Annotated in this window: 20 protein-coding genes; 11 read left to right on the top strand and 9 right to left on the bottom strand. The window is 32.6% G+C overall.

Going from position 1 to position 25337, the window contains the following annotated elements:
* Position 1 precedes the first annotated feature (1 nt).
* The 4 genes from RCH19_RS04100 to RCH19_RS04085 all read right to left on the bottom strand — a co-directional run bounded on the left by RCH19_RS04100 (position 2) and on the right by RCH19_RS04085 (position 5162).
* Positions 2–769, bottom strand: a complete 768-nt coding sequence (locus RCH19_RS04100; protein ID WP_343022154.1) for a carboxypeptidase-like regulatory domain-containing protein — start codon at positions 767–769, stop codon at positions 2–4.
* Positions 770–857: 88 nt separating this feature from the next.
* Positions 858–2768 carry a DEAD/DEAH box helicase gene (locus RCH19_RS04095; RefSeq protein WP_343022153.1) on the bottom strand — a complete coding sequence of 637 codons (1911 nt, stop codon included), beginning with the start codon at positions 2766–2768 and terminating at the stop codon, positions 858–860.
* A 204-nt stretch (positions 2769–2972) separates the two neighbouring features.
* Positions 2973–3551, bottom strand: coding sequence for a non-canonical purine NTP diphosphatase (locus tag RCH19_RS04090; protein WP_343022152.1), 579 nt, complete (start codon positions 3549–3551; stop codon positions 2973–2975).
* Positions 3552–3653: 102 nt separating this feature from the next.
* Entirely contained in the window at positions 3654–5162 is a 1509-nt protein-coding gene (locus RCH19_RS04085; RefSeq protein ID WP_343022151.1) for an FMN-binding glutamate synthase family protein, read from the bottom strand.
* 174 nt (positions 5163–5336) lie between these two features.
* Between RCH19_RS04085 and RCH19_RS04080 the strand changes: the two genes are divergently transcribed.
* On the top strand, positions 5337–7718 hold the full coding sequence (locus tag RCH19_RS04080) for a 7TM diverse intracellular signaling domain-containing protein (protein ID WP_343022150.1): 2382 nt from the start codon (positions 5337–5339) through the stop codon (positions 7716–7718).
* On the opposite strand, the gene RCH19_RS04075 is transcribed toward RCH19_RS04080, so the two are convergent.
* Positions 7715–8503 carry an NYN domain-containing protein gene (locus RCH19_RS04075; RefSeq protein ID WP_121925617.1) on the bottom strand — a complete coding sequence of 263 codons (789 nt, stop codon included), beginning with the start codon at positions 8501–8503 and terminating at the stop codon, positions 7715–7717. The genes RCH19_RS04080 and RCH19_RS04075 overlap by 4 nt on opposite strands.
* Before the next feature lie 547 nt (positions 8504–9050).
* On the opposite strand from RCH19_RS04075, the gene RCH19_RS04070 reads away from it, so the two are divergent.
* Positions 9051–10313 (top strand): aminotransferase class I/II-fold pyridoxal phosphate-dependent enzyme, encoded by a 1263-nt coding sequence (locus RCH19_RS04070; RefSeq protein ID WP_121925616.1) that lies wholly within the window; start codon positions 9051–9053, stop codon positions 10311–10313.
* Between the two features lie 316 nt (positions 10314–10629).
* Here the strand turns inward: RCH19_RS04070 and RCH19_RS04065 are convergent, their stop codons facing one another.
* Entirely contained in the window at positions 10630–11748 is a 1119-nt protein-coding gene (locus RCH19_RS04065; RefSeq protein WP_343022149.1) for a GTP cyclohydrolase, read from the bottom strand.
* Positions 11749–11769: 21 nt separating this feature from the next.
* Positions 11770–12705 carry a transporter gene (locus RCH19_RS04060; protein ID WP_343022148.1) on the bottom strand — a complete coding sequence of 312 codons (936 nt, stop codon included), beginning with the start codon at positions 12703–12705 and terminating at the stop codon, positions 11770–11772.
* 122 nt (positions 12706–12827) lie between these two features.
* Here RCH19_RS04060 and RCH19_RS04055 point away from each other — a divergent pair, with 122 nt between their 5' ends.
* The 6 genes from RCH19_RS04055 to RCH19_RS04030 all read left to right on the top strand — a co-directional run bounded on the left by RCH19_RS04055 (position 12828) and on the right by RCH19_RS04030 (position 19662).
* On the top strand, positions 12828–13100 hold the full coding sequence (locus tag RCH19_RS04055) for a DUF4834 family protein (RefSeq protein ID WP_343022147.1): 273 nt from the start codon (positions 12828–12830) through the stop codon (positions 13098–13100).
* A gap of 48 nt (positions 13101–13148) precedes the next feature.
* Entirely contained in the window at positions 13149–15575 is a 2427-nt protein-coding gene (locus tag RCH19_RS04050; protein ID WP_343022146.1) for a YfhO family protein, read from the top strand.
* Entirely contained in the window at positions 15576–16913 is a 1338-nt protein-coding gene (locus tag RCH19_RS04045) for a glycosyltransferase family 4 protein (protein WP_343022145.1), read from the top strand. It abuts the gene before it with no gap.
* A gap of 27 nt (positions 16914–16940) precedes the next feature.
* Positions 16941–18410, top strand: coding sequence for an oligosaccharide flippase family protein (locus RCH19_RS04040; protein WP_343022144.1), 1470 nt, complete (start codon positions 16941–16943; stop codon positions 18408–18410).
* A 126-nt stretch (positions 18411–18536) separates the two neighbouring features.
* Positions 18537–18830 carry a hypothetical protein gene (locus tag RCH19_RS04035; protein WP_343022143.1) on the top strand — a complete coding sequence of 98 codons (294 nt, stop codon included), beginning with the start codon at positions 18537–18539 and terminating at the stop codon, positions 18828–18830.
* 40 nt (positions 18831–18870) lie between these two features.
* Positions 18871–19662 (top strand): DUF3575 domain-containing protein, encoded by a 792-nt coding sequence (locus tag RCH19_RS04030; RefSeq protein WP_343022142.1) that lies wholly within the window; start codon positions 18871–18873, stop codon positions 19660–19662.
* 53 nt (positions 19663–19715) lie between these two features.
* Here RCH19_RS04030 and uvrA read toward each other — a convergent pair whose 3' ends face one another.
* Positions 19716–22505 carry an excinuclease ABC subunit UvrA gene (gene uvrA, locus RCH19_RS04025; protein WP_343022141.1) on the bottom strand — a complete coding sequence of 930 codons (2790 nt, stop codon included), beginning with the start codon at positions 22503–22505 and terminating at the stop codon, positions 19716–19718.
* 581 nt (positions 22506–23086) lie between these two features.
* Between uvrA and RCH19_RS04020 the strand changes: the two genes are divergently transcribed.
* Both RCH19_RS04020 and RCH19_RS04015 read left to right on the top strand, forming a co-directional pair.
* Positions 23087–23671 carry a sigma-70 family RNA polymerase sigma factor gene (locus RCH19_RS04020; protein ID WP_343022140.1) on the top strand — a complete coding sequence of 195 codons (585 nt, stop codon included), beginning with the start codon at positions 23087–23089 and terminating at the stop codon, positions 23669–23671.
* Positions 23672–23723: 52 nt separating this feature from the next.
* Entirely contained in the window at positions 23724–23867 is a 144-nt protein-coding gene (locus tag RCH19_RS04015; protein WP_343022139.1) for a hypothetical protein, read from the top strand.
* Positions 23868–23961: 94 nt separating this feature from the next.
* Here RCH19_RS04015 and nth read toward each other — a convergent pair whose 3' ends face one another.
* A complete protein-coding gene (gene nth / locus RCH19_RS04010; RefSeq protein WP_121925606.1) occupies positions 23962–24621 on the bottom strand; it encodes an endonuclease III in 660 nt (219 codons plus the stop codon).
* Between the two features lie 250 nt (positions 24622–24871).
* Between nth and bcp the strand changes: the two genes are divergently transcribed.
* The gene (bcp, locus tag RCH19_RS04005) at positions 24872–25324 is read left to right on the top strand and encodes a thioredoxin-dependent thiol peroxidase (protein ID WP_343022138.1); all 453 of its coding nucleotides are present in this window, start codon (positions 24872–24874) and stop codon (positions 25322–25324) included.
* Positions 25325–25337: the final 13 nt, after the last annotated feature.

The following is a 25337-nucleotide window of genomic DNA, read 5'->3' as shown; positions in this document are numbered from 1 at the left end:
TTTATTTCTTCTTTAGAATTTTGTATTCTTCGTAACATCCGCTTATCGCATCCATTATCTGCAAGTCATTTGCCGTTTGAATAAATGATTCAGAATAGTTACAACGTTGTAAAATTTCAGCTATTTCATTTTTTTCAACTCCTAATAGAACAGCAATCATCTCTCTATCAAATTTAGATTCTAAAAGATTTCTAACGGTGTCATCCTTTTTCATCTCCTTTAATTTCTTCAATTCTTTAGGGTTTTTACCAAAGAAATTGTAGAGAACGTCTGCAGGATTAAAAATTGATCCTAGGACTCTTCCAAATGCGTTAGGAGAATATTCACCAGCTTCATAACCTTGAGTAAGTCCAGAAATACTATATCTAAAGTTTTCTTTGATAGGAATGATTTTAGTGTCAACTTCTAGATAACCAGTTAAGTTGAATGGTCGAATTACAACTTCTTCAAGTGCAATTGCTTTTTCTGTTAGTTGGATTTTTGTGCTTTTGTTTTTTATCCAGTCATTAGTAACGCGCACGCGTAACGATTGGAATCCTAAGCTAGTTATGTGTAGCGTGTCATTTACTTGAACATCTAGTTCAAAGTAACCTCCTAAATCAGTAGTGGCACCTCTTACTTTGTTGACATTAATTATATTAACGCCTACTAAGGGTTCCCGGGTAGTATTACTAATAATTATACCATTAACTTTCTGTGAAGGCTCTTTAACTTGCGCAATTGCAGTTATAGATAGGACTAAAAAAAAGAAAACTACAAAATGTTTCATATGTTAATTTAAAACTTTAAAAGTAATAAATCAAGATTGAATATTTTGTAGTTTCCTTATATAATTATAAGAAGATTAACAATGAATGTTAGTCTCTTCTTGGTCTTCTTGGTCTTGGTGAATCACCAAAGCTTTCAGAGCGTCTAGGTGCTCTATCAGATGAACCTTCAGTTCTAGGTCTGTCAGATGTAAATCCACCTTCTCTTCTAGGACCGAAACCACCTTCTCTTGGAGCTGAATTTCTATCGCTTCTAAATCCGCCACCTGAAGAACCTTCTCTTCTTGGAGCAAAACTTCCTTCTCTTCTTGGAGCAGAACTTCTTCCACCACCAAAACTTCCACCTGAGCTTCTTCCATTATGGTCACGTCTTCCGCCACCATCATTTTTAGAAATTTCAACATTGATTCTACGTCCTTCTAATTGAACGTTATTCAAAACTTCCATTACTTTATCAGTATGTTCAGGATCTGTATTAAAGAAAGAGAATCCTTCTTTTACATCCACTTTGAAAACGTCATCACGACCTAAGTCTAATGTTTCTTTCAAGTAATCTTTTAATGACATCCAATCGAAGTTATCTCTAGAACCTATGTTCACGAAATATCTTGTTGCACCACCATTGTTGTTTTCTCTTGGAGCACCATCTCTATCATCACGCTCGCGTCTTTCGCCAGATTGAGTAGAAATATCTCTTGTTTTCTTATAATAATTGATAAAACGGTTAAATTCAACTGAAACCATTTTCTTAATCAATTCTTCTTTTGACAAGTCTTCAAGAACGCTATTAATAGCAGGTAAGTAGTTGTCGATTTCGTGATCAACTTCTGTATCTTTAATTTTAGTAGCTAAGTGCAATAATTGAATTTCGCAGATTTCAATTCCAGAAGGAATTGTTTTTTCTTCGAATTTTTGCTTGATGATTCTTTCAATAGAAGAAATCTTGCGCAATTCACTTTTAGTAACGATTACAATAGAAGTTCCTAATTTACCAGCACGACCAGTACGACCTGAGCGGTGATTGTAAGTTTCGATTTCGTCAGGTAATTGGTAGTTTACAACGTGAGTAATGCTATCAACGTCAATTCCACGTGCAGCAACGTCAGTAGCTACAAGCATTTGGATTTGGTGACCTCTAAAAGATTTCATTACACCGTCACGTTGCGCTTGAGATAAATCTCCGTGCAATGCAGCAGCACTATATCCGTCTTCTACTAATTTTTCAGCAACAGCTTGTGTATCACGTTTTGTTCTACAAAAAACTACTGAGAAAATGTCTGGATTAGCATCAGCTAAACGTTTCAACGCTTCGTAACGATCACGTGCATTCACTAAGTAATACTCGTGAGAAACTGTAGCTGAACCTGAATTTTTAGCTCCAACTGTAATTTCAATTGGATCTTTCATGAATTGTTTTCCAATACGTGCTACTTCAGCAGGCATTGTTGCAGAGAATAACCATGTGTTTTTGTCGTCTGGCGTAGTAGAAAGGATGTTTACGATATCTTCGTAGAAACCCATGTTCAACATTTCGTCAGCTTCGTCAAGAATACAATAGTTGATTTGAGAAATGTTAACCAATCCTCTATTAATCATATCTTGCATTCTTCCTGGAGTTGCCACAATAATTTGTGCACCTCTCTTTATGTCTCTCGCTTGATCTGTAATGCTAGCTCCACCGTAAACTGCTACCACATTAATACCTTTTTCGTATTTAGAGTAGTTTTTAATTTCGTTGGTAATCTGCAAACAAAGTTCGCGTGTTGGAGATAAAATTAATGCTTGTGTGTTTCTGTTGTTAGCATCAATTTTTTGGATAACTGGAAAACCAAATGCTGCCGTTTTCCCTGTCCCTGTCTGAGCCAACGCAACCATATCTGTATCTTTTTCCAATAATAGGGGAATCGCTTTCTCCTGTACTTCGGTCGGACTTTCAAATCCTAGATCTAAAATCGCCTTCAGTAACGATTCACTCAATCCTAATTGTTCAAATTTATTCATATGTATTTTTAAAATAGGGTGCAAAATTACTGTTAATTATTCATATATGCTAATGCTATTTTAAGAATTATTAATTTATTGTGATTTGATTATCAGATTGTTATCTTTCTATTTATGAATTACGGAATTTTATTTAGATTGAAAAATGCTAAATATTCATTTTTAGACTATAATATAAATCTAAAAACTACTATTTTGGTGTTATTACTGCGTAGCCTGTAAAAATTTAATTAATTCGTGAGTTGCTTTTCCTCTATGACTGATTTCATTTTTTATTTCAGCGCTAATTTCAGCAAAAGTTTCATTGTAACCAGCAGGTTTGAAAATTGGATCATAACCAAAGCCTCCAGTTCCGGTCTTTTCTAAAGTGATTTCACCATCGGCAATACCAGTAAATAGTTTTTGTTTTCCCCCTAAATTTAAGGCAACTACAGTTTTAAATCGTGCAGTTCTATCATTTTTAAGAGATAATGCTTGTAATAGTTTATTCATGTTGTCATCGGGATTACATTGCAGTCCAGCATATCGCGCTGAAAAAACACCTGGAGCTCCGTCTAAACTATTTACTTCGAGACCGGTATCATCAGCAAAGCAATCATGACCGTAATTTTTAGTCACATAATCTGCTTTTAAAATTGCATTTCCTTCTATAGTATCAGCTGTTTCTGGAATTTCTTCAAAACATCCGATGTCCTCTAAACTTAGAATTTTTATGGTTTCAGGAAGCATACTTTGAACTTCTCTTATTTTATTTTTGTTATTTGATGCGAAAACCAGTTGCATGATATGTTTTTTAGGATTGACTTTTCAAATATACATTTTTTAAATAAATGATAGAAGTAAGGCAGTAATAGCAGAATGATGAGATATTCTACAATCATGATTTTAATACCTCGTCACACTTTTTAAATTATCTGGGAAATAAAGGTCTGCTAAATGTGTGAACTCATCACCACGCATGAATATATTGATATCCACGTCAGCAAAACTACTCTTTCCTGCTGCAGCTAAGAGTTCGTTTGCCGCATGTAAAGTATTGCGATGAAAATGAAAAACACGTTCTGATTTATCACTTACTACTAAACCTTTCATTAACATCTTATCTTGTGTTGCAACTCCCGTTGGACAAGTATTAGTATTGCATCGAAGTGCTTGTATACAACCTAAAGAAAACATGAATCCACGAGCACTATTACACATGTCTGCACCTAATGCTACTGCTTTTAAAATGGAATATCCAGAAATTATTTTACCGCTACATATAACACGTATTTTATCTCTAATACCATAAAACACTAAAGTTTTATTTACAAATATAAGTGCAGGTTCATATGGCATACCAACTCCATCACTAAATTCTAATGGAGCAGCACCAGTTCCACCTTCTGCACCGTCAACTGTTATAAAATCTGGGTAGCAATTCTGTGCCACCATTGCTTCACAAATAGCTTCAAATTCGGTTGTTTTACCAATGCATAATTTAAAACCAATTGGTTTTCCGTTAGAAAGTCTGCGAAGTTCAGAAATGAATGTTATCAAACCATTAGTATCTGAAAAAGCAGAATGCCCGGGAGGTGATAGAATAGTTGTGTGCGGTTCTACACCTCTTATTTTTGCAATTTCTTCCGTATTTTTTGTGGCAGGTAAAACACCTCCATGCCCAGGTTTAGCACCTTGGGATAATTTGATTTCTATCATTTTTACTTCGGGAAGATTTGCTTTTTGTTCAAATTTTTCAGCATCAAATCCTCCTTCTGCGTTACGACAACCAAAATAACCAGTGCCTATTTGCCATGTTACGTCACCGCCTTGTTGATGAAATTGCGTTAAACCTCCTTCCCCAGTGTTGTGGTAAAAATTTCCTTTTTGTGCTCCTTTATTTAAAGCTACGATTGCATTTTCACTTAAAGAACCAAAACTCATTGCTGAAATATTTAATAAGGAAGCGGAGTACGGTTGTTTACAATCCGGTCCACCAACTAAAACGCGCGGAAGTTCTTCATTTACTGTTGCCGGAAATATGGAATGCTTGATTCCTTCATAACAAGATTGATTAATGTCTAACTGAGTTCCAAAAGGAGTTGTAGCATCAATATTTTTGGAACGCTGATACGCTAAACTACGTTGACTGCGAGAGAATGGCTTACCATCAGTGTTTCGCTCAATGAAATATTGCTGAATTTCTGGAGCGATCATTTCAAAAAGATATCTAAAGTAACCCAGCACTGGGAAGTTTCTTAAAATCGCATGTTTATGTTGAACGCTGTTCGCATAACCAACTAACAATAAAATTACCAAAACCGCCATAAATATAAGACCTACATCAAATAAAAGATAAATCGCGAAAGTGATAATTAGTAAAGCTATCCCGAATATAAAAAAGTTTTTTCTCATTTCTAAAATTGTTTAACCTCTAAAATAGAAAGAATATTAATTATTTCAAGTCTTTGCGCTGTTTATTTAAAAATAATAGCTTTTATTTAACAAATATTAAAGTTTGTATTACCTAACGCAAACAGCATTTTATAAGAATACCTATTAATATTTGCCTAATTATAATTCGCCCCAATGAATCAAAAAAGACGCAAACAGATTTCTTCAGTTTTAAAATTGCTGTTTTTTATTTTGTTCTACTCCAATACGCACTCCCAATACGTATTTAATAGCGATGAAGTTCCTGATAGGATTTCGTTACACAACCATACAATCATGGTTATTGTCGCTAATCGCGATTTGAATATCAATTATATAGTTACAAACTTTAACTCCTTAAATCCTTCGAAGCTTAAAACTGAAAATGATGATTTAGGCTTTACGCAAAATAATTTCTGGTTAAAAACAGTCTTAAGAAACAATACCAACAATAAGTTATCATATTATCTAGAGACAGCTAGGCCTTTGACAGATCTTGTCGAATTATACACTATTGATGAAGCTACAGTAATAATTACAAAAAGAATAAGTGGCGACTTAATCCCGTATTCCAAACGTAGTTTTGATAATCGAAAAATTATTTTTAAGATCGAAATTGCTCCGCAATCGAGTCAACAGCTGTTTATACACCTAAGAAGTGATGGCGAAGCAATAAAAATTCCGATGATTTTATATTCATCAGAAAGTTTTATAAAAATGATTGCTAACGAGCAGTTATTCTTTGGAATATTTTATGGGATTCTGCTTCTAGCTGCAATTGTCTATTTCTTCTTCTTTTTGGCCTTGAGCGAGAAAGTATTCTTGTATTATAGTTTATATGTGTTTTTCATGGGCCTGCTGCAATTTGCGTTAGATGGATTTTTCTTTAAATTCGTTACGCCAAATGGAGGATGGTTTTCAAATCATGCCGTGCTATTTATTGCGATAGTAGCAGTTTTTCTATCAGGGAAGTACAGTGAATTGTTTTTGAAGATTAAGGATAACAGTAAAAATATCTATACTTTATTTAATGTTGCTTACGTATTATTGTTCACTCTTTTATTGATAACCATTCTATTCCCATCGCTTCTTCTAGCATCTTATATCTTTGTAAATGTTCTAACTTTAATATTTCTACTTTTAATAATATTCTCGATCGGTCACCTTTATTATACTAAAAAATCGATTGATCCTTTTTTTACCACTGGAATTTCATTCTTAATAATTGGTTTTACCATTTTTATATTATACAATTTCGGAATTCTGCCTGATAATTTTTTCACGAAGTATAGCGCTAAAATAGGTTCGGGATTAGAAGTAATTTTCTTATCTCTTTCGATGTCTAACTTAATTAGAAATCTAAAAAATGAGAAAAATGAATTGAATCGTTTGGCATTAATTCGATCTGAAGAAATGAATGATTTAAAATCATACTTTTTGTCTAATATCAGTCACGAACTGAGAACACCACTTAACGCTATTATGAATTTAATTGATTCGATAAGCACTGAAGTCGAAGATGAAAAGATTCTTAAAAAATGTCAGATTATTAAATATTCATCTAATAGTTTACTGAGTTCAGTAAACGATATCTTAGATTTCTCAAAAATTGAAAAGGATGAATTGAAGTTAGAAATGATGCCATTTGATTTTTTGAAAGTTATGGAGAATCTGAATTTTAATGCCAGTAATATTGCTGCTGAGAAAGGCCTTAGCTTCGATTTTAGTAAGTCGAATTCTGTTCCAAATTTTCTCATTGGAGATGAAGCGCGATTGACACAAATTATCAATAACGTTTTAAACAATGCTATTAAGTTTACATCAGAAGGTGGAGTGAAATTCACTGTTGATAGTGTAATGAAGGCGCAAAATAGAGCAAGTTTGAAATTTACAGTTGTTGACTCTGGAATTGGTATACCAAAAAATAAAATTGATAGTATTTTTGATTCTTTTTCGCAAAATAATATTGATAACAAAAGGAAATTTGGCGGATTAGGATTAGGCCTTTATATCGTAAAGACATTAGTCGATATGCAAAATGGAACAATAAAAATGACCAGCGAAATCAATAAAGGAACCGCATTTGAAATAATGTTAGATTTTGATGTAGAAGTAAAGGAGCAGGTTGTACTTGTCGAGCAGGCGCCAATCGTCTGCGATTTGAAAGGCAAAATCATTTTAGTTGTTGAAGATAATCCTATCAATCAGATGGTTATTAAAATGATTACAAAAAAATGGCTAAATACTGAGGTAGCTTATGCTAATAACGGCGAGGAAGCAATTGAGCTATTGAAAAAGAGTCATTTTGATATTATATTAATGGATCTTCAAATGCCTGTGATGGACGGTTACGAAGCTACAATTGCTATTAGAAATGGGGAGGCGGGAGTTACAAATACAAACATCCCTATTATCGCAATTACAGCTGATGTAATGGAAGGTACAAAACAACGTGTGAGTGAAATAGGGATGAATGACTATCTTTCAAAACCAGTTAAAAAAGAGATCTTATACGAATCTATTTTAAAATTAGTTTAACTGTAACGTAAACGGACATAAACGTGTTTTATTCCTTTCTTATCAGAATCACGTTCGTCTATTTCCAAGATATCAGTTAACGATTTTAACATAGGAGTTAATTTCGTAAAGCCATAATTTCTAGGATCAAATTCCGGTTTTCTTTTTACAATAAAATTCCCAACGTCTCCTAAAAATGCCCAACCGTCGTCGTCACAAATGTCTTCGATAGTAGTTTCTAGCAACTCTATTGTGCTAGTATCTATTTTATTCAGTGATTTTTCTACCGGTTTTTCTACTGGTTTTTCTACTGGTTTCTTCGTGTCTGTTGTTAGTTTCTTTTTAGCTTTCTTCTTAATAGCACCATCTAAAACTTCGATATAGATAAATCGATCACATGCTACGATGAATGAATTAGGTGTTTTTTGTTCTCCAATTCCAATTACTTTCATCCCTGATTCTCGTAATCGAATGGCTAAACGTGTAAAATCAGAATCGCTGGAAACTATGCAAAAACCATCTACCTTATCAGAATAAAGTAAATCCATTGCATCGATAATCATTGCAGAATCGGAAGAGTTTTTCCCAACAGTGTAGCTGTATTGTTGGATTGGAGTAATAGCGTGTTCTAATAAAACACTTTTCCAACCGCCAGCATTAGGTTTAGTCCAGTCGGCATATATACGTTTAGTAGTTGGAGTTCCAAATTTGGCTATTTCTTCCATCATTCCCTTTACATTACTGTATGGAACGTTGTCGGCATCAATTAGCACTGCCAGTTTTAATTCTTTTATATCTTGTGACATTTTCTTGTGTATTAATTGTTCTTTTCTTTAAGTAGAACTGAATTTTTATAAATTATTTTTTTATTTTAACTAATGTTAAAGTAAAAAGAAGCTTTTTTAAAACGATTTTTGTAAATTGACTTTTATATCAATTGAAATTATATCGAATGCAATTTTTCTGTTGCTCGAAAAGTACTTAACAATACTATGAAATTTAAAAACACTTGATTGTCAAATCCTTTTGGGATTGATTAAGTGTCTTATTAACCTCTTTGTTTTTTGAATTTCAATATCGAAATGCTTAAATTAAGTTTTTGTAGATTCAAATATACAAAGTTTAATAATAAAAATAGATATTTAAAAGATTGGAGTAAAAACGTTTTCTGTCGCTATCTATAGCGTCAAAGGTTAATTTGGGCTAGAATAATTGATATGCTATTAAGTGAAAATTAGCGCGTTCTTCGCGTTAAAATAAACAAAAAAAAATATATCTCGATTCAAGTCCTTTATAAAATTTAAATAATTATTTTTGCAACTTCTTAAAATTAAAATTATTACTTGATATATTATGGTAAAAGATTTATTCGAAAGGATTCAAAACAATAAAGGACCATTAGGGAAATGGGCTTCACAAGCTGAAGGTTATTTTGTTTTTCCAAAATTAGAGGGTGAACTAGGTCCAAGAATGCAGTTTGGTGGAAAGAATATTTTGAACTGGAGTTTGAATGATTACTTAGGACTTGCTAATCACCCAGAGGTGCGTCAAGCAGATACGGACGCAGCTGCACAGTTTGGTGCTGCTTATCCTATGGGAGCTCGTATGATGAGTGGTCAAACTAAATATCATGAACAATTAGAGAATGAATTGGCTGCTTTTGTTATGAAAGAATCTGCTTATTTATTAAATTTTGGTTATCAAGGAATGGTATCTATTATTGATGCTTTGGTAACTAAAAATGATGTTATTGTTTACGACGTTGATGCACATGCTTGTATTATAGATGGTGTTCGTTTACACATGGGGAAACGTTTTACGTATCGCCATAACGACGTAGAAAGCATGGAGAAAAATCTTCAACGTGCTACTAAGTTAGCAGAAGAAAATGGTGGTGGAATATTATTCATTACAGAAGGTGTTTTCGGAATGCGTGGACAACAAGGAAAGCTGAGAGAAGTTGTTGAAATGAAGAAAAAATACAACTTTCGTTTGCTAGTTGATGATGCACACGGTTTTGGTACACTTGGTAAAACAGGAGCTGGAGCAGGTGAGGAGCAAGGAGTTCAAGATGATATTGATGTATACTTTTCTACTTTTGCAAAATCAATGGCTAACATTGGTGCTTTCGTAGCAGCAGATAAAGATATTATCGATTATTTGAAATACAATATGCGTTCTCAAATGTTTGCTAAATCTTTACCTATGATTCAAACAATTGGATCGTTGAAACGTTTGCAATTGTTACGTGACAACCCTGGTTTAAAAGATAAATTATGGGAAAATGTAAATGCATTACAAAGCGGACTTCGTAGTAAAGGATTTAATATAGGTGATACGAATACATGTGTAACTCCGGTATATCTTGAAGGTAGTGTTCCAGAAGCTATGGTTATGGTTAATGATTTAAGAGAAAACTATGGTATTTTCTTGTCTATCGTAATCTATCCTGTAATTCCTAAAGGGATGATATTGTTAAGAGTTATTCCTACAGCACCTCACACGATTGATGATATTAATGAAACATTAGTAGCTTTTGAAGCAATTCGTGAGAAATTACTAAATGGTACATATAAGGAAATTGCTTCTCGTACAACAGTTGATTTAGACGCTTAGCAAAATAAATAAGAAGTTTTTTCTAAACTTCCTTTAAATACTAACTCTAGTTTTATAAAACTAAAGTTTGACAAAAGAAGAAATCCATTTGCTATTGCGAATGGATTTTTTTTTGGACTCAATATTTTATTGCCCTCCTATATTTTGAGAAAGTAAAAATTTATTTAAGAATTTAATATGCTAATTCCATTTTTTTTCAGTCTTGTGATTCAAAACATAATTAGAACTTAATTCTTTTGCTACAACCCAAATAGTACTCTCAAAAATAAACAATCTAATTGGTTTTTAAGCAAGTGAGATTATATTACTATTATGTTTATAAAAGTTTAGTATAAGTACATCTTCTTTTATGCACAACCGTGTTAAAATGTTTCCATAAATTAATACTTGCTGCATTATCAGCTAACTCGGGTGTTCTAAAACAATTTAGAATTCCCCTTTCTTTAAAAGTTTCGTAATATTCTTTAAAAATAACTGCTGTTACCGCTTTGTTTTGATATTCTGGTGCTACACCAATAAGATAAAAAAGAACGTCTTTACTTTGTTTTTTTGCTTTAAGTAAATGTATAAATCCAAAAGGAAACAACTTTCCATTCGCCTTTTGTAATGCTTCAGTGAATGAAGGCATTACAATGCTAAAAGCGACAAGATTTTTATCTTTGTCCTCAACAAATTTAATGTATTCTGGATTGATGAAGCTAATATATTTCTTTTTGAAATATTCCTTTTGTGTGTCGGAAATAGCTACGAAAGAGGATAAGGAGGCGTAAGATTTATTAAATAAATCAAACATTTTATCTATATGAGGCATAACCTCTTTAGTAGTCTTAAAATTTAGCGCTGTCAATTGGTATCTTCTCTTTACCAAATCATTCGCTTTTTCAAAAAACTCTGGTTTTACGTTTTCAAATGGGAATTTGCTCTCAATATATTCTTTCTCCTTTACGTAACCTAATTGTTCAAAGTGAGCTGCATAATACGGATTGTTATACCAAGTAATCATGTTTCCTATTTCATCAAAACCTTCAGTCAAAACACCTACTTTATCTAGGTTAGAAAAACCTATTGGTCCTTCTACGCATTCTAAATTATTTTTACGCCCTAGTTCATAAACTTTTTCTAAAAGTACTTTCGTAACTTCTACATCATCAATGACATCAAACCAGCCAAAACGAACTTTCTTTTTGTGCTGATCATTTACTTCGCTCCAGTTTATAATTGCCGTTATTCTTCCAACTATTTCATTGTTTTTTTTTGCAACATAAAAATAAGCTTCTGCTGTTTCGAATGCAGGATTTTTTTCTTTATCAAAACCCTCTAATTCATCTGAAATTAGCGGAGCAACCCAGTTTTTATTGTTTTTGTAAAGAGAAAAAGGAAACTTTATATATTCTTTTAATTCACTTTTACTTTTAGCTTCGTGTATTGTAATCATCGTTTTTGTAAAATTCGGTATTTATCCTTTTTTTGTTTTTGCTGCTCTTCTTCTTCCTTTCTTTTCGGCATCGCCTGAATCTACTTTCATTCTTACTTCTTTATAATTAGCATCGTATCGCCATGAAAAACCAATTCCTCCATATAGAATAGAGGGAGTTGTTTTTAAACTATTACTAATCGAAGCATCTATTTGCATGTCTTTATTCAATAAATAAGCGGCGCCACCTCTTATAATTGCATCGCTATAGAAGTCACTCTTATAACCTTGATTTTCGACAAAACCAGACCATTTCTCACTAAACCCTCTAGTTAATGTCAAGACGTATCCATAGCTCGGAAAATCAGTGCCTATGTAATCAGCTATAATGTTAGTGACAAAAACCCATCTACCATCTCCAAGATGATTTTGTGTAATTAACATCACTTTTGGTGAAATTTCAGCTGCAGGTGAAAAAGCATAAGGATTGTTAGAAAAATTTAAATTTGCACCAGCAAATACTGAGACTGCTGGAAGTAATTGATGCCAATTAAAAGCACGATTTGCTTTCCAACTGTACAAATTTATTTTCTTTTCATAATTTTTGAAAGGATCGTAAACTAAGTATTTAGCTCCGAAAACGGTTTTCTTTAACGCAGATTGTTGTTCACTTCTGAAATTTTCAATATGTTGTTGACTTTGATATTGAAAATCTGCAATTAGTTCTAGAGGTTCAAAAAATAATCCCCAACGTAACATCATGTCGACACCAAAACCGTTATTCTCATAATTAAGTAAATCATGCTTTTCTTTAATTCCGTAGATTCCAGTTTCTATTTGAAAAACAGATTTTCCTACTGCAAAAGCTGACATCGTTTCTCCAGGTCTATTTGAATTAATTTGGTCTGTATGTTGTCCGAAATTAATCAAAGGAAGTAGGAGAACGGCAACGATAAGTATGATTTTTACTTTTGACATAATTAATTATTGAGTTAAAAAGCGGCAAGGTGTTTCAAATATACTATATTTTATTATTTATTTAAGAATGATATCTTAATTTTGACCTTTTGATTTATTAATTTTGAAAAAAAAATACATTTATGCAAACAGCTTCATTTACTGGTTTTATAAAAGCAATTTTTTATATTATCGCATTCTACTACGTGTTCCGTTTTTTAGCAAAATTGTTTTTGCCTTTAATCGTAAAAAAAGTAGTTGAAAAAGCTGGGCAGAATATGCAACAGCAACAACAGCAGAATAATTGGCAGAAAACTCAAAACAAAGAAGAAGTTATTTATAATCCAACAAATGCTAAAAATCCCCGTGAGACCAAAAAAGTGGGGGACTATGTTGATTACGAAGAAATAGATTAAGTTTGCCGTTTTAATAAGCTATTTACTTTAATCCAAACTTTTTTTAAATTGAAAATAATAAATAAGTTCTATCCACACGCTCTAGCCATACTTGGTTTTATTCTTATTTCTTTAATTTATTTTTATCCTGTTTTACAAGGAAAGCAAATCTCTCAATCAGATATTGTTCAATACACTGGAATGGCTAAGGAGCAAAATGACTTTAGAGCTACAGATAATATTGAGCCTTTCTGGACGAATTCTGCTTTTGGTGGAATGCCCACGTACCAGTTGGGAGCTAAATATCCTCACGATTACATAGGTGCGATAGATGATGCATTACGTTTTTTACCACGTCCTGCAGATTATTTATTTTTATACTTTTTAGGGTTTTATGGCTTGATGTTGGTTCTAAAGATAGATCCGCTAAAAGCATTTTTTGGAGCATTAGCTTTTGGTTTATCAACCTATATGATTATTATTTTAGGTGTGGGACACAATGCTAAAGCACATGCTATAGCTTATATGCCATTAGTTATCGCAGGTTTTATTTTGGTTTTCCAAAAAAAATATATTCTCGGAGGATTGATTACGCTTTTTGCGACAGCGCTAGAAATAAGTGCTAATCACTTCCAAATGACTTATTATTTATTGATTTTCTTACTAATACTTTCTGGTTATTTTATTTATCAGCAAGTACAAGAGAAGGATTATAAAGCGATGCTTTATTCTTTTGGGACATTACTAGTTGCGGGTATTTTCGCAATAGGTGCAAATGCGACAAATTTATTAGCAACCACAGAATATACTGATTTTAGTATCCGTGGTAAAAGTGAATTAACTTTTAATCCAAATGGTTCAAAGAACGAAACGACTAGTTCGATGAGTAAAGACTATATTACTGAATATAGTTACGGAATTGTTGAGAGTTTAAATTTGGTTGTACCAAGATTATTTGGTGGTTCAAATAATGAAGCAGTGGGAAGAGACAGTCATATGTATGAATTTATGATTGGTCAAGGAGTTCCAGAAGCACAAGCAACGGATTTTGTTTCAGGAATGCCAACTTACTGGGGTGATCAGCCCATTGTTGCCGCGCCAGCTTACATTGGTGCAGTGGTTTTCTTTCTTGCGGTATTAGCTCTTTTTACTGACAAACGTAAAATTAAATATGTATTTCTTTCTGGTGCAATAGTGGCATTGATTCTTTCGTGGGGAAAAAATTTCTCCTTAATTACTGATTTCTTTATTGATTACATTCCTTTATACGACAAGTTTAGAGCGGTTTCTTCGATACAAGTTGTTCTTGAACTTTGCTTTCCAGTTTTAGCCATGATGGGACTACAATCGTTCTTTCAGCTAGACAAGAAAGCACAATGGAAAGGAATTTATGAATCAGCGATTTTAGGATTAGGAATCATTGTAATACTATTTTTAAGTAAAAGCATGTTTAGCTTTTCGAGTGCTAATGACGGTGCTTACGAGCAGAGTTACGGTCCTGAATTTGTAAACGCTTTGAAGCTTGATCGAATGAGTTTATATAGCGCAGATTTATTGCGTTCTGGATTCTTTATGCTTGTGACCGCTGGAATTTTGTGGTTTGCAATGAAAGATAGATTGGCTCAAAAATCAGCAATTATAACTGTAGGTCTAGTAATGGTTGCAGATTTATTTTTTGTCGCTAAAAATTATGTCTCAGCAAAAGATTTTGTTAGAGGAAGCGAAGTGACAATGCCTTTCACTGAAACGCCAACGGACGCACAAATTTTGAAAGACACATCAAATTATAGAGTTTTTGAAGTCGCAGATGTATTAGGAGCTCGTGCTTCCTATTTCCATAAATCTATAGGTGGTTACAGTGCAGTTAGACCAAGAAGGATGCAGCAATTAGTCGATTACCAAATCGCTAAAAATAATATTGAGGTATTGAGCATGCTTAATGTGAAATATGTTATTCAAAGAGATAAGGAAGGAAATGAATTCCCAACCGCTAACCCAGATGCTAATGGAAACGCTTGGTTTATTACTCAAGTTGAATCTGTTACTTCAGCAGATGGCGAGATGAAAGCGTTAGATAGCTTAGATTCTAAAAATGTAGCTATTATAAATGAAAAAGAATTTAAGGTTAGTAAAAAGGCTTTCCCCAAAGATGATTTGGCAACAATTAATTTATCTTCTTACAAACCAAATCATCTAATATACAATTCAAATAACAGCAACGAAGGTTTAGCAGTTTTTTCTGAAATGTATTATGGAAAGGGATGGAATGCTTACATCGATGGTAAAAATGCAGATCATATTAGAGTTGATTATGTTTTACGAGGATTGCAAATTCCAGCAGGTAAGCATACTGTAGAATTCAAATTTGAACCGCAAGTAATAAAAACAGGAAGTACAATAACTTTAATAAGTGGTTTTGGAATCTTGTTATTATTAGTTGGAGGTATTTACTTCGAAAAGAAACGTTTTGATAAAGGCGAAGGAACTGCGATATAAATGGAAAAAGATTCTGTAATTGAAAGCAGTAGCACTTTAGTGCATAAGGAAAATAAAAAAGTTCTTATTATCACTTACTATTGGCCGCCTGCCGGCGGACCTGGTGTACAGCGGTGGTTGAAGTTCGTTAAATATCTTCCAGATTTCGGAATTCAACCAATTGTCTACATTCCTGAAAATCCGACGTACCCAATTCTTGATGAAAATCTAGTACAAGAAGTTTCAGAGAAGGCAATCATTCTGAAACAGAAAATTTTTGAACCGTATCAATTAGCGTCGGTTTTTTCGAAAAACAAAACTAAGAAAATCAGTTCTGGAATAATTCCAAATCAAAAGAAGCAGTCTTTCTTAGATAAAACTTTCCTCTGGATTCGGGGAAATCTTTTTATTCCTGATGCTCGTGTGTATTGGGTTAAGCCATCGGTATCTTATTTAGAGAAGTATATTGTAGATCACAATATCGATACTATAATTACATCCGGACCGCCTCATAGTTTGCATCTCATTGGACTAAAATTAAAAAATAAATTAAATGTAAAATGGTTTGCTGATTTTCGGGATCCTTGGACTACTATAGGATATCACAAATCATTACGATTGTCCAGTTTTGCAGCTAAAAAGCATAAATTTTTAGAACATCAGGTTTTAAATTCAGCCGATTGCATTATCGTAACAAGTAAAACTACTAAAATTGAATTTGAAGCGATTACAAGCAAACCTATTGCTGTAATTACGAATGGTTATGACACGGAGCAAGTTGGAAAACAAACTTTAGATTCTAAATTTAGCTTAGCTCATATTGGATCTTTTTTATCTGAAAGAAATCCCATTATTTTATGGGAGAGTTTTACGGAATTAATTCAAGAGGTTCCTGATTTTAAATTTCATTTGCAAATCAAATTAATAGGAGCTGTGAGTCAAGAAGTTTTGGAAACGATCACGCGATTCAATTTAGGTTCTTACGTAAACAATTTGGGATACGTTTCACATCATGAAGCAATTGTACATCAAAGAAAGTCTCAGGTTTTAATGCTAATCGAAATTGATTCCCAAGATACAAAAAGCATTATTCCTGGAAAGTTATTTGAATATTTAGTTTCTAATCGGCCTATCATTGCGATCGGGCCAGAGGATTCAGATTTTGCTGAAATTATTGCAAATACTAATACGGGACAGTTCGTTAAGTATTCAGAGAAAATGAAATTAAAAAGTGTAATTTTGGACTTTTACAATCAATTTTTGGAAGGAAAATTACAATCAAATGGAATTGGTTTACAGAAATATTCCAGAAAAAGTTTGACAAGAGAATTGGCACAATTGATCAATCCGAAAGTATAAACTTTAATATATAACTTTTACGTTTTCATGGGAATAGTATTAAATCAATCTTTAAAGAATACAATAATAACTTATTTAGGCTTTGGGATTGGAGCCATAAACACACTTTATCTTTATCCAGTTCTTCTTGGGGCTACCTTTTACGGTTTAACAAATTACATTACTTCGTGTGCAAATGTTATTATGCCCTTGTTTGCTATCGGTATGCAAAACACATTAGTTAAGTTTTATTCACAATACGAAACGCAAGAGGAAAAGTCTAGATTTCTATCATTTACAGTGCTTTTTCCATTAGTGGTAATCGTTCCCATGTTGTTAGTTTCACTATATTTTTATGATGAGATTTTATTCTTTCTTTCGAAAAAAAATGAAATCGTAAAAAACTTTGTATGGTTGATTCCTTTCATAGGACTTTGTATGGCATATTTCGAAATTTTTTACGCTTGGGCAAGAGTTCACATGCATTCTGTTTTTGGTAATTTTATCAAGGAAGTTGGACTTCGATTATTTTCACTTATACTTTTAATAGCTGTTTATTTTGAATATCTGAGCGTAGAAGGATTTGTTTACGCGACAGCAGCTTTATATCTTCTAGCATTTTTAGTTACTATGTTTTATGCTTTTCATATTGAAAAACCAACTTTTCAATTTTCAATGCCTAAGAATACTAAAGAAATATTAACCTACACTTTCTACATTATTTTGTCAGGTAGTGTGGCTAATTTATTGTTAGATGGTGATAAAATAATGTTGAATCAGTATATGATTATTGATAATATTGCTTTCTATTCTATTGCAACATTTATAGCATTAGTAATATCAGTTCCAAGTAGGGCAATGCATCAAATTGTCTATCCTATCACCGCTAAACTGATGCACGATAACAAATTTGAAGAGTTAAATGTGCTGTACAAAAAGACATCTATTAATCTACAAGTTGTAGGTGGATACGTGATGCTTGGCATCTTTGTAAATATCAATCAGCTTTACGAAATGGTTCCGAAAGAGTATAGCGGCGGAATATTAGTTGTATTCATGATTGGGATTTCAAAATACTTTGACCTAATTTTAGGAAATAATAATGCTATTATATTTAATACAAAGTACTATCGCGCAGTGCTTTTTCTTGGAGTACTTTTAGTTGCGGTCGCTATTGGTTTAAATATGGTATTTATTCCTATGTATGGCATAATGGGTTGCGCTTTTGCAACGCTTTTGTCGATTACTCTGTACAGCTTAGCAAAGTTGCTTTTTGTTGTTAAGCGACTTCATTTATATCCCTTTACACCGGAAACTATTCACTCTTTAATTATTACATTTATCTTGTTCATATCCTTTTATTTCTGGGAGTTTCCGTTTTCTCCAATAATTGCGATAACATGTAAATCTATACTAATAACTGTTGTTTACACTTACGTCAATTACAAGTTCGTTATTTCTACAGAGATAAATAATGCTATTGATTTGGTTTTAGCAAAAGTGAACAAATTCTTTTAGTCTCAAGTAATTGAGCTAAATATCACTAAAAGTGGGTATTGTAAGATTCTAAATTTGCTATTAATTTTGCTATTGCTTTTTTCAAGCAGTAATCCCAAATAATACATATTAATTATCTTGAATAAAATGAATAGTAACAAAAGTAAAATTGATGCAGATTTAGCAAAGTTTTCATCTTTTCTAAATAAAAAAACGAACAATGGTTTTGTAGTTTTAGAACGAAATGATAAATTACCTTATGCTATTTTGATGAAAAGTAAGAAGAAAGTAGATCACATTTCTAACTTTTTTATATTCTGCGCGACTCTTGGATTATGGTCTATCGCTTGGATTTACATCTCTCAAGTTTCTTCTAAAGCTAAGAAAATACTTATTGCAATAGATGAAGATGGAAATGCCTTTGAAGAAAAGTGTTTTTAATTTACATTTGCAAAATTAAAAACAACTTCAACCATCAATTATGAAAAAAATTTTACTCTCACTTTCAATAATTTTATTGAGTTCTGTTGCTACTTTTTCGCAGTCGACTGCTACAGAATCAGGTAACGGCTCGATCGCTGTAAACAACGATTTTGGTTTACCTAATAAAAATAATGTAAAACTTAGTTTGACAAGTTTAGTTTTTAAAAACTTTCAATTACAGTATGAAAGAAGTTTAACCAAAAGAATTGGAGTTGTAATGGGTTACAGTTTTATTCCAAAAGGTGGTTTGCCGTTCCAAAGCCAAATTGAAGATTTAACGTATGGCGATTCTGAATCGAAAGATATGTTTACAAATGCCGAATTAGGTTATACTGCTTTCACGCCTGAGGTTCGTTTTTATTTAGGGAAAGGTTATGGTAAAGGTTTTTATATTGCACCGTTTTACAGACATATTAAATATGATATATCTAATGTTAATTTTACTTATAATAGCGACTTCGGAGCTAAAGAAGATATTGATTTGGGTGGTAAAATTTTAGCTAATACTTTTGGTGTACAATTTGGAGCTCAATTTAATTTAGGTAAAAATTTAATATTAGACTGGTGGATTGTAGGTCCGCATTACGGAACTTCTAAAGGAGATTTAGTAGGAACTACAAGTAGATTACTTACTCCTAATGAGCAAGCAGCACTGCAAAGAGAGTTAGATGACGTTGAACTTCCTTTATCAGATGTTAAAGTTGAGGTTAATGCAACTGGTGCAAAAATTAATATTAGTGGACCATGGGGAGGAATTCGCAGTGGTGTCAGCTTAGGATATAGATTCTAAAAAAAAACTAAATAACTAAAAAGGGCCGATAAATTAATTATCGGCCCTTTTTTTTATTTCTTCAAAACATTTTTCAAATAAGCTCCTGTTACTGACTTCTTGTTTTTCATAACGTCCTCTGGAGTTCCAACAGCAAGCAGTTTCCCGCCGTTTTCTCCACCTTCCGGGCCTAAATCAATTAGCCAGTCGGCACATTTTATAAGATCAAGATTATGTTCGATAACGATTATTGAGTGACCTTTTTCTATTAAAGCATCAAAAGAATTTAGCAGTTTCTTTATATCATGAAAATGTAATCCCGTTGTTGGTTCGTCAAAAACGAAAAGTGCCTTATCTTTAGTAGCGCCTTTTACTAGAAAAGAAGCAAGCTTAATTCGTTGCGCTTCCCCGCCTGAAAGTGTAGATGAAGATTGTCCTAATTGAACATATCCTAGTCCTACATCTTGAAGCGGCTGCAACTTCTGAATTATTTTAGCTTGTTTATGAGCATTAAAAAAGGCGATTGCATCATCAACAGTCATCGTTAAAATATCGTGAATGTTTTTACCTTCAAATGCTACTTCAAGAACTTCTTTTTTAAATCGTTTTCCATTACAAGTTTCACAAGGTAGTTGAACATCAGCCATAAAGACCATTTCCACATTTATCGATCCTTCACCTTTACACGTTTCGCAACGACCACCATCCACGTTAAAGGAAAAGTGTTTTGCTTGATAGCCTCTTATTTTCGAAAGTTTTTCTCTTGCGTACAGTTCTCTTATGTCATCGTAGGCTTTAATATAAGTTACTGGATTAGACCTTGAACTGCGTCCAATAGGATTCTGATCAACGTATTCAATATGTTTTATCTGTGAAAATGAACCCGTCATTTCGGTAAATTGTCCTGCTTTTTCTCCTATATTTTCAAGCTTTTTCTGCATCGCTGGAAATAATATCTTCTTAACAAGCGTACTTTTTCCACTTCCTGAAACACCAGTAATAACTGTTAAAACGTCTAGCGGAAAAGTAACATCAATATTTTGAAGATTATTTTCTCGTGCTCCTTTTATCTCAATATAATTTTTAAATGCTCTTCTTTTCTTAGGAACTGAAATTTCTAAATCTCCATTTAAATATTTAGCTGTAAGAGAAGTTGATTTCAAAATTTCAGCGTAAGTTCCTTGTGCAACTAATTTCCCTCCTAGAGTTCCTGCTTCAGGTCCGATATCTATAATCATGTCAGCGGCTTTCATGATATCTTCATCGTGTTCAACAACAATTACAGTGTTCCCCAAATCTCGTAAAGAAATCAGTACTTTTATTAGGCGCTCTGTATCTTTTGGGTGTAAACCAATACTTGGTTCATCCAAGATATACATCGATCCAACTAAGCTACTTCCAAGTGAAGTTGCTAAATTAATTCTTTGTGATTCTCCTCCAGAAAGTGTTGCTGAATTTCTATTTAAGGTGAGGTAATCCAAACCAACTTCCGTTAAAAAAGATAATCTATTATTGATTTCTAATAATAAACGTTTTGCAATTTGCTTCTCGTAAGTGTCCAATTCTATACCATCAAAAAACCGAACTAAATGCTTAATAGGTAAATCAACTAAGTCAGAAACTGTTTTCGAATTGATTTTCACATAAGAAGCTTCTACTCTTAAACGCTTGCCTTTACAAGAGTAGCATTTCGTTTTTCCTCTATATCGAGAAAGCATTACTCGATTTTGTATTTTATAGTTTTTCTCTTCTAATTCTTTAAAAAAGGCGTTTAAACCTTGGAAATATTCGTTTCCAGTCCAAATCAATTCTTTTTGATCTTCTGATAATTGAAAAAAAGGTTTATGTATAGGGAAATCAAACTTGTATGCTTTATTCACTAATTCGTCTCTAAACCAACTCATGCTTTCGCCTCGCCATGGGAAAATAGCATTTTCAAAAACGGATAGTGTAGTATTTGGAACTACTAATTCAGCATCTATTCCTATTATATTTCCGTATCCTTCACAAACGGGACATGCTCCATACGGATTATTGAAGCTAAATAGATGAACATTAGGCTCTAGGAAATTCATTCCGTCTAACTCGAAGTTATTAGAGTAAGTGAACTTTACATCAGAGTTTAGTTCTTTTAAATAGCAAATTCCTTTTCCTTCAAAAAAAGCTGTTTGAACTGCATCCGCAAGACGATTATAAAATTCTTCTTCCTCCTTGACGACAATACGGTCTACAATTAGTAAAATTTCTTTTTTGCTTAATGAAGCAGGTAAATCGTCTAAACGAATCATTTCGTTGTTGACTAATATTCTAGCAAAACCTTGCTGCAAGAGTACTTTTAATTTATCTTCTAACTTTCGACCTTCTTCTAAATGAATAGGAGCTAGGAGTAACCACTTACTATCTAGTGGTAAAGATTTTACCTCGTTGACAACATCGGTTACAGTATTTTTTTTAACCTCCCGACCAGAAATTGGCGAATAAGTGCGTCCAATTCTAGCAAAAAGTAATTTGATGTAATCGTATATTTCTGTTGAGGTTCCCACCGTAGAGCGAGCGTTGGTAGTATTCACCTTTTGTTCAATAGCGATCGCTGGAGCAATTCCTTTTATATATTCTACTTTTGGTTTATCTAATCTGCCAAGGAACTGTCTCGCATAAGAAGATAAACTTTCAACATAACGACGTTGTCCTTCTGCATACAAAGTATCGAAAGCTAAACTTGATTTTCCTGAACCGGAGAGACCCGTAATAACTACTAATTTATTTCTAGGAATAGCAACATCTACGTTCTTTAAGTTGTGTACTTGCGCTCCTTTTATGATTATATTTTTCTTTGGATCTAATTTTGAAAGGTCAACTTGCATAAAAATAATAATTTTTACAAAAGTAATCAATTTCTAACAGACAAGTAGAACTGAACAACTCACAAATAATGTTTAAAAACGTATTGCGATCCTGTAGATGAAGTAGCTTTTTTTTCGAACTTTAAATCTTAAGCCACTCTTGCTTCATTATGGTAATTATGATGTAAACAATTGATTTTTAGCTTTTATTGTAAATGCTACAAATTGAAATTTATTGATTCTTGAATTAGAGTATATTAGAAGCCTTGTAATATTGAAGGAATAATTTGGCTTGTATTAAGAGAGACCTGTATTCGTAGATAATTATAAGTAGTTAGTTCAGTATTACTTAGAATGTGGTCAGGTATTTGATTGTTATTAAGTGAGTCAATAGTTGTACATTAAAATAAATATGATATTAGAATAGAAATTTTAACAAATTTTAAACTTCATATGTTAATTTTTCATATTTTTATTTGTGTTTACAAACTATATTTAGTTAAATTTGACCACTTATTAACCTAAACAGCTATTAGCCTATATTATAAAACTACTTTTTAGAGCAATCTACCAATTTTAATTAAAAACTAAAAAGTATTAATATGGTTAATATACAACTTCCAGACGCGTCATTAGTTAAGGAATATGTCGCTGGTAATGAAGATGCCTTAGCTAAACTAATAAAAAGGCATGAATCTAAGATTTACGGCTTCATCTATTCTAAAATTCCAGATCGCGATATAACTAACGATATTTTTCAAGATACTTTTATTAAAGTTATAAAAACTTTAAAATCAAATTCTTATAATGAAGAAGGTAAGTTTCTACCTTGGGTAATGCGTATTTCGCATAACTTAGTTGTTGATCATTATCGAAAGTCAAAAAAAATGCCTTTGTTCAGGGAAACTGAAGAGTTTTCTATTTTCTCAATCATGTCAGATGATTCAATGACCATTGAAAATCGAATTATTGCCGACCAAGTAGAGTTAGATCTTAAAAAGCTAATAGAGGAACTTCCCGCAGATCAAAAGGAAGTTTTAGTGATGCGAATGTATCAAGATATGAGTTTTAAAGAAATTTCTGAATGTACGGGAGTAAGTATCAACACAGCCCTAGGAAGAATGCGATATGCTTTAATGAATTTGAGAAAAGTCATTGATAAGCACCAAATTATTTTGACCAATTAACAATATACTCAATCTTGCTACGTTGTAATATAAAAACAAATACTACAACGATATGGCAAAAATTTACTCTAAAAAATCATTGGTTTCTCAGACAATGAAACCAAGTGAAGAAACTCTTTCATTTTTATTAAATTACTCTAAAGCGCTTAGCATTGTGAGAATTAAAAATTTAGATATCGAAATTATCTCTAACTAAGAATAATATAGAGGGATACTATTTGATTTTTCTTCGTAGTCCAAAAAAAAATCCCAATGTGTGCTTACTGCGACAATGGGATTTTTTGATTTAATTACTTCTTTATTTTATTGTAATAGCTATCAAGGACAGTTTTTCTACCCACCGTTTTTGTTATAATATCCTTCTCTAAATCCCAACCTCGAGCTGGTGAATATTCCCTACCGTACCATATAATTTGTAGATGTAAATCATTCCATATTTCCTCTGGAAAAATTCTTTTGGCATCTTTTTCAGTCTGAACTACATTTTTACCATTTGTTAAATTCCAGCGATACATCAAGCGGTGAATATGAGTGTCAACAGGAAAAGCAGGAACTCCAAAAGCTTGTGACATTACAACACTAGCAGTTTTGTGTCCCACAGCTGGTAATTCTTCTAAAAATTCAAAACTTTGAGGAACTTTTCCATCGTGCTTATCAATTAAAATATGTGATAATCCGTGAATACCCTTTGACTTCATTGGTGATAAACCGCATGGTCGAATAATTTCTTTAATTTCCTCCACAGACATTTTTATCATATCATATGGATTGTCAGCCTTAGCAAATAATAATGGTGTAATTTGATTAACGCGAACATCAGTGCACTGAGCTGACAATAAAACAGCAATTAGTAAAGTGTATGGATCTTTGTGATCCAGCGGCACCGGGATAGTGGGATATAATTCTTTTAACGTATTTATAACAAAAGTAACCCGTTCCTGTTTGTTCATTTTTGTATTTTTATAAATGTAAAAATAGTTTAATTTTTATTTAGTGCCTAATCCAGCTATTCGTTACAAGTCCTCCTTAAAAAACTTTTTTTCTACGGTTATAAAGGAGCTTCCTAGCGGTCGCTCTTTTTAAACAAGAAATAATAATTTTTTTAAGTCCGGGCTTTTGCCTTCTATCTGGGGCAGAATGTATAAATTTAACCAAAACTCAATAGCAATAACAATACTTTTCAACCAATTAATAAGAGATATGACAACATTAAAAAAAGGGGATAAAGCACCTAATTTTTCAGGATTTGATCAGGACGGAAATTCCCATTCGTTAGCAGATTATACTGGTAAAAAATTAGTGGTTTTCTTTTATCCAAAAGCTAGTACACCAGGATGTACAGCCGAAGCTTGTGATTTGAGAGATAATTTTGAGCGTTTTCAAGCGAATAATTATGAATTAATAGGTGTAAGTGCCGACTCGGCGAAAGCGCAACTAAAATTTAAGGACAAGTATGAATTTCCTTTCCCTTTAATAGCGGATGAAGATAAATCAGTCATTCAAGCTTTTGGTGTTTGGGGCCCAAAAAAGTTTATGGGAAAAGAATATGATGGAATTCACAGAACTACTTTCGTAATTGATGAAAACGGAATCATTGATGAAGTAATTGAAAAAGTAAAAACTAAAGAGCATGCAAATCAGATCTTAAAATAAAACTATTTATTTA

This window comes from Flavobacterium sp. PL12 (assembly GCF_039123485.1).
In the GTDB taxonomy this organism is placed as follows: domain Bacteria; phylum Bacteroidota; class Bacteroidia; order Flavobacteriales; family Flavobacteriaceae; genus Flavobacterium; species Flavobacterium weaverense.
Note: the sequence above shows the minus strand (reverse complement) of the source record. Positions and strands in the feature narration are given on the sequence as shown.